Source organism: Limosilactobacillus galli, from assembly GCF_947381495.1.
GTDB lineage: Bacteria > Bacillota > Bacilli > Lactobacillales > Lactobacillaceae > Limosilactobacillus > Limosilactobacillus galli.
The window spans coordinates 24,621-31,093 of record NZ_CANCWK010000017.1 but is presented as its reverse complement, the minus strand read 5'-3'; the positions used below and the strand labels follow the sequence as shown (position 1 = coordinate 31,093).

General features: G+C 49.7%; 6 protein-coding genes and 1 pseudogene. 3 read left to right on the top strand and 4 right to left on the bottom strand.

Annotated features, from left to right (window positions below):
- Positions 1 to 82: 82 nt before the first annotated feature.
- Both hemH and hpt read right to left on the bottom strand, forming a co-directional pair.
- Positions 83 to 957 (bottom strand): annotated as a pseudogene (hemH, locus tag QOS10_RS05105) (ferrochelatase).
- 166 nt (positions 958 to 1,123) lie between these two features.
- On the bottom strand, positions 1,124 to 1,660 hold the full coding sequence (gene hpt, locus QOS10_RS05100; protein WP_283594192.1) for a hypoxanthine phosphoribosyltransferase: 537 nt from the start codon (positions 1,658 to 1,660) through the stop codon (positions 1,124 to 1,126).
- Between the two features lie 260 nt (positions 1,661 to 1,920).
- On the opposite strand from hpt, the gene QOS10_RS05095 reads away from it, so the two are divergent.
- The 3 genes from QOS10_RS05095 to QOS10_RS05085 all read left to right on the top strand — a co-directional run bounded on the left by QOS10_RS05095 (position 1,921) and on the right by QOS10_RS05085 (position 5,627).
- Positions 1,921 to 4,083: a PBP1A family penicillin-binding protein gene (locus tag QOS10_RS05095; protein ID WP_283594189.1), complete on the top strand. Its 2,163-nt coding sequence runs from the start codon at positions 1,921 to 1,923 to the stop codon at positions 4,081 to 4,083.
- Between the two features lie 58 nt (positions 4,084 to 4,141).
- Positions 4,142 to 4,513: a YlbF family regulator gene (locus QOS10_RS05090; protein ID WP_283594188.1), complete on the top strand. Its 372-nt coding sequence runs from the start codon at positions 4,142 to 4,144 to the stop codon at positions 4,511 to 4,513.
- A 166-nt stretch (positions 4,514 to 4,679) separates the two neighbouring features.
- Positions 4,680 to 5,627: a peptidylprolyl isomerase gene (locus QOS10_RS05085; protein ID WP_283594187.1), complete on the top strand. Its 948-nt coding sequence runs from the start codon at positions 4,680 to 4,682 to the stop codon at positions 5,625 to 5,627.
- 69 nt (positions 5,628 to 5,696) lie between these two features.
- Here the strand turns inward: QOS10_RS05085 and QOS10_RS05080 are convergent, their stop codons facing one another.
- On the bottom strand, positions 5,697 to 5,915 hold the full coding sequence (locus QOS10_RS05080; RefSeq protein ID WP_283594185.1) for a hypothetical protein: 219 nt from the start codon (positions 5,913 to 5,915) through the stop codon (positions 5,697 to 5,699).
- Positions 5,915 to 6,349 carry an HIT family protein gene (locus QOS10_RS05075; protein WP_283594184.1) on the bottom strand — a complete coding sequence of 145 codons (435 nt, stop codon included), beginning with the start codon at positions 6,347 to 6,349 and terminating at the stop codon, positions 5,915 to 5,917. Before QOS10_RS05075 ends, QOS10_RS05080 begins: the two co-directional genes overlap by 1 nt.
- Between the last annotated feature and the right edge of the window lie 124 nt (positions 6,350 to 6,473).

The following is a 6,473-nucleotide window of genomic DNA, read 5'->3' as shown; positions in this document are numbered from 1 at the left end:
ACCGCCGTATACGGATCCGTACGTACGGTGGTGTGAGAGGTCGGTAATTGAAATAATCAATTACCTCCTACTCGATTGGATATTATTTATCAAGAACGATATTCTTAAGGACTTCAGTGAATGCCAAATCATCGTTGAAACAACGGACAACCTTGAAGGATTGCCCACCGTTATCCATGAAGTAAGCATGGTTCTCTATATCAAGCTCGTGCAGGGCTTCAAGACAGTCCGCTACAAATGCTGGTGAAACAACTAGGACCTGTTTGATCCTTCTTTTGGTAGCTCCTTTACCGTATCGGCGGTGGCTGGCTTTAGCCATTCAGCTGGGCCAAATTTCGATTGGTATGTCTGCAGCACGGGGACGTCGGTTTGCAGACGCTTTTTAATGCCCTCCGTGGTGGCCTGACATTGTTGCGGGTAGGGGTCGCCATTTTGGACATAACTGACTGGGATGCCGTGAAAGGACATCAGAACTAGGTCATACTTGACTTTGTCCAGCTCGGCCTGGATATTACGTGCAAGCAGATCTAGGTAGTCATTACGGTGGGCAAAGCCGCTGGTGATCCGCAGCTCGGGAACCCGTGCCCGCCGGTAGTAAAAGTGGTTGATGCCGTCCATGACCGAACCGATGGTGGTTGTCGAGTACTGGGGGTAGAGGGGGATGATCGTCAGCTTCTGCACGCCAGCTTTCTCCATCCGTGTCAGGGCCTCCGCAATGAACGGCTTGCTGTAGGAGTATGCGTAGGTCACCGTGTAATCCGGTAATTGCTCCTGCAGCTGGGCGGCTTGCCTTTCAGTGTAATAGGCGAGCGGTGAACCATGCTTTTTAGACCAGATCTGCTGATATTTAGCCGCCGATGCTGCCGGCCGTTTGGGTAGGATCATCAGATTGAGGATAGGTAGCCAGAGGGTCTGGGGCATGGTGATGACGCGGGGATCACCTAGGAAACGGTGCAGGTATGGTCGGACCGCCTTAGCTGTGGGTGCATCCGGGGTACCAAGGTTGATTAATAAGACTCATTGTTTCAAGTGGAAAACCTCCATAATAAGTTAGTTGAATCGGAATAAAAGACCCCCACCGCAAATGCTAGGTGAGGGTATGTAGTTATATCAAAGATTAAAATTAGTTGGCGTAAACCGACCGCTTCAGAACACCCACGTAGGGGAGATTGCGGTAGAGGTTATTATAGTCGAGGCCATAGCCCACGAGAAATTCATTAGGGGTAGTAAAACCGACGTAATCTCCCTCGATGCTGACCTCGCGCCGGCCCGGCTTGTCAAGAAGGGCGCAGACGGCGACGCTCTTGGCGCCCCGGTCCTTCAGCAGTTGGACCAGGTACTTCAGGGTTCGGCCGGTATCGATGATATCTTCCATAATGATAACGGAACGGCCCTTGACATCGGATTTGAGATCGAGATCGAGCTTGATCTGACCGGTAGAATCGGTCCCGTCGTAGCTGGAGACGTCGACCAGGTCAACGTTGAGCTTGAAGTTTAACCGCTTTAGCATATCGCTGGTGAAGATCATGGCACCAGTGAGAACTGAAATGACCAGCGGATTCTGGTCGTGGTATTCTTCAGTAATCGCAGCGGCCAGCTCATCGGCGCGGTGGTTGATTTCCTCCTGGCTGTAGAGTACCCGTTCAATATCGTTATTCATGAAAATTCTTCTCTCCCATTTGATACATATTAAAAGGCAATTTAATAACCAATAGTCAGATTTTAACACAATAGGGCTGTAAAATTAACCCATAAATTAATTCTTTTTGGAATGGTTCATAACAATGTTCGGGTTTTGCCGACAAACGTTATTGTGACAAAAAAGGTAAGCTTTGATAAAAGGCTACGGAAATTGGTGGCCTGGATCTGGTTATATGCTAAAATGACAGACAGTCAATTAATGAACGGGAGAAAATGAGAATGAAACGAGAACCACAGAAGAGGCCTTTTAAAGAACAGGTAGTGGCGTGGTTAAAGGAGACCGGCGCTCGTGTTTGGACGGCACTTAAGCACGTTGGCTGGCGGATCAAGAAGTGGGTAAAACGATTCTGGTATCGTTATCAGCTGACCCGCTGGATCATCGTTGTCTGCCTTAGTCTTTTTCTGATTATGAGTATTCACCTGACATTTGTTGCCAAGACGGCCGATGTTAAGAACTTGAAGAACCGGCTGGAGCGGACAACAGTGATTTATGACCGTAATAAGCAGTCCGCTGGCAGTCTGTACGCGCAGAAGGGAACCTACGTCAATCTGGACCGGATTTCCAAGAACGTGCCGAATGCGGTGCTTTCCACCGAGGACCGGGACTTTTACAAGGAACACGGTTTTTCAATCAAGGGCCTTAGCCGGGCGGGCTTCCTCTTAGTTAAGAACAAGCTTCTTCACCGGGATTATATCTCTGGCGGGGGGAGTACCATTACCCAGCAACTGGTCAAGAATGCTTTTCTGACTCAACAGCAGACCTTCTCGCGGAAGGCACGGGAGATCTTTATTGCGGTTGAGGTGGAAAACCAATACAGCAAGAATGAAATCCTGACGATGTACCTCAACAACGCCTACTTCGGCCATGGGGTCTGGGGAGTTCAGGACGCCGCCAAACGCTACTTCGATGAGGATGCCAGCGAGCTGACGGTACCCCAGGCCGCTACTTTGGCCGGGATGCTGACCTCGCCGGGAATCTATGACCCGATCGAGCACCCGGCTGCCACCAAGCAACGGCGGAACCTGGTGATTCAATTAATGGTAGAAAACCATAAGCTGCCCCAGGCCCAGGCTAACCAGTACAAGCAGGTGCCGCTGGCAATTACCAATGGCTACGCGCCTAACGATACTTATAAGTATCCATACTTCTTCGACGCGGTGATCGCGGAGGCCGAGAGCAAGTACGGAATTTCCGAGAAGGATATCATGAACAATGGTTACAAGGTCTACACGACGCTTGACCAGGACCAGCAGCGGTCGATGCAGCAGACCTATGATGACGATGACAACTTCCCGGTCAACACTGCTGACGGGGCCAAGGTGCAATCGGCTTCCGTAGCAATGGATCCGAAGACCGGTGGGGTCACGGCGATTGTCGGTGGCCGAGGGAAGCACGTTTTCCGGGGCTTCAACCGCGCTACCCAGATGCGGCGGCAGCCAGGGTCGACGATCAAACCGATTGTGGTTTACACCCCGGCACTGGAGCATGGCTACTTCTACGATTCTACCCTGCAGGATAAGAAGCAGTCCTACGGAACCAATCGCTACACGCCGAAGAACTACGATGATACCTACAGCGGAACCGTGCCGATGTACAAGGCCCTGTATGAGAGCTTGAACGCTCCGGCAGTCTGGCTGCTTAACAAGATTGGGGTCAACCAGGGTTACGCGATGGCCCAGAAGTTTGACCTGCCAGTCGAGAAGGGGGATAAAAACTTGGCACTGGCCCTCGGTGGGATGACCAAGGGGGTCTCCGTCCAACAGATGGCGCGTGCATACGCGACCTTCGATAATGAGGGGCAGATGCCGAGTGCCCACTATATCACTAAGATTGAGGATGCCTCCGGACGGGTGATCGCCCAGAATAAGGGGAACAAGACCAAACACGTCATCTCGGCTAAGACGGCTCGGGAGATGACCAGTATGATGATCGGGGTATACGACCACGGGACTGGTGAGAGTGCTAAACCCGCTGGCTACACACTGGCCGGTAAGACCGGGACGACGAATTCCGGGATCAAGGGTGATGAGGATAGTGACCGTGATAAATGGATGATCGGCTACACCCCTGATGTTGTTGTTGCTACCTGGGAAGGGTACGACAACACCAGTGCCGATCACGCCCTGACCGACATTAGCGATCGGAACATCAACGTCCTGTTCAAGAATGAAATGACCGGAATCCTCGACAATACGCCAGGAACCAAGTTTACGGTTAAGGATGCCCAGGAACGCGCCCAGAGCAACACCAGCAAGTCGGGCGGCGGTTGGAAGTCGCTGTTTGATAACGATGGCGACCTGCTCAATCAATTTAACCAGTCGGTCAATAACTTCGGTAATAAGGCCAGTCAATGGTGGAGCGGAGTGAAATCGCTATTTTGATTACTAAGGCAAACATGATACAATTTACAAAGATTCAATAAAAAGGGGATTATCATTTATGGTTGTAAATATTTACGACACGGCTAACGAAATGAGCCGGCAGCTGACTGAAACGCAAGAATTCCAAAACCTGAAGAAGGCCTTTGATGCTCTGAAGGCGGATAGCGAAGCATTTGATTCATTCAAGAAATTCCAACAAATGCAGGTTGACGCCCAAAAGAAGCAGATGCAAGGGCAAAAGCCAAGCGATGATGAGATCAAGGCTATTCAAACGATTGCCCAAGAAATCAGCAGCAAGAAGGCCGTTCAAGACCTGATGAACCAAGAGCGTCAAGTTGACCAAATGCTGCAACAGATCAACAAGACCATCACGGATCCACTGCAGAACCTCTACAGTGAGATTATGCCAAAGAATACAGAAAACAAGTAATGATCGATTAGAGCCAGGCAGGCGGCAGAGCACCGTTGCCTGGCTCTTTGAATAAATTATGAAGAAGCGGTAAACATTTCCTTATCGAGACTGGATCGATTGGGGAAGTGTGGTATATTGGATTGAGTGACATTTTCGAATCAAATCATTTAAGGGATGTGTTTTTTTGAAATCCAAGAAATTATTAGCAATTGTTGCGGGAGTTGCCCTGATGATGCCCCTTGCTGCCTGTGGTAACAAGGCCGTGGCAACGACCAGCGGTGGTAAGATTACCGAAAGTGAATACTACAGTAGCATGAAGGCTACCAGCAATGGTAAGCAGGTCCTCCAGCAGATGATCCTGGATAAGGTCCTGCAGAAGGAATACGGCAAGCAAGTTTCCGACAAGCAGGTTAATGCTGAGTACAACAGCTACAAGTCACAATATGGCTCACAGTTCAGCGCGATCTTGCAGCAAAACGGTCTGACGGAAAAGACGCTGAAGCAGCAAATTCGGTCTAACCTGTTGCTGCAAGCGGCCGTTCGTGACTACTCCCACATTACTAATAAGCAGATTAACAAGCAGTGGACTAAGTACCAGCCAAAGGTTCAGACGGCTGAAATCCTGGTTGGTAGTAAGTCCGAAGCTGAGGATATCATCAGTCAGCTGAATGACTCCGACAATGCCTACAAGACCTTCAAGAAGCTGGCCAAGTCCAAGTCGACTGACAGCTCCAACAAAAACCAGGGCGGTAAGGTCCCAGCCTTTGATAACACTGACACCCAGCTTGACTCTGCCTACAAGAAAGCGGCCTTCAAGCTGAAGACTGGTGAGTACACGAAGACTCCGGTCAAGACCGATGATGGCTACCAGGTCATCTACATGATCGAACACCCGGCTAAGGGTAAGAAGAGTCAGCACATCAGTGACTTGCGGAACCAGATTGTTCAGGAGAACATGAACAACAGTACCTTCCTGCACAAGGTTGTTGCTAACGTCTTGAAGAAGGGGAACGTCTCCATCAAGGATAACGACGAGAAGAACATCCTCGATGACTACTTGAACTCCAACAGCACGACTAACGGTAACCTGGGCAATACCAACCCAACCACGTCATCAAGCGCTAGCAACTAATGAGTAAGACTTAAGTTAGTAAAATCCCCCAAAGTTGGTTTTACGGCCAACACTGGGGGATTTTGCTGTTTACTTGTTTTCGTTTAGCCGATCAGCGATCTTCTGCATCCGGGCCAGACGGGGCTGGCTTTTGAACTGCCACTTAGCGACATCCTTATTGACATCATCAAGAAAACGGTTCACACCGGTCAACGCTTCCTGCAGCTGCTGGAGGTTTTCCTGCAACTGGCCAAATTGATTCCGGATCTTTTGGATTTCGACAATCATGCCTTGAATTTCATTCAGCATTATTGCTCATCTTCCAGTTGGTCCTTGATGGCTTGCTGGATCTTCCGGTACTTCTCATCGTTGTACTTGCCGGAGTTGTCCTTGAAGATCATCTTGAAGTCATCGTCATTGCTGTAACGCGGGATCAGGTGAATGTGGGAGTGGAAGACGGATTGGTAGGCGACCTTACCGTTGTTGTTGATCACGTTCATCCCCTTGATGGCCGGGTTAGAGTTCTTAACGGCCCGGGCAATCTTTGGGATCCGGGAGAAGACGGCAGCAGCCAGGTCTTCATCGTAGGCAAAGAGGTCGGGAACGTGTTTCTTTGGAACCACTAAGGTGTGGCCCGGTGTCCCCTGGGAGATGTCGAGAAATGCCTTAACGACATCGTCTTCGTAGACGGTGTAACTCGGGATCTCGCCAGCAACAATTTTACAAAAGATACAATCAGTCATGATGTACCCCCTCCTTTGATCGTTTATTACCCTCTAGTATAACTTAAAATGTGTCTTTCTTCACTGCGGAAGGCCTAATCTGGTATGCTATAATAAAATGCTAAAGAGATTAGAAATGAAGGGA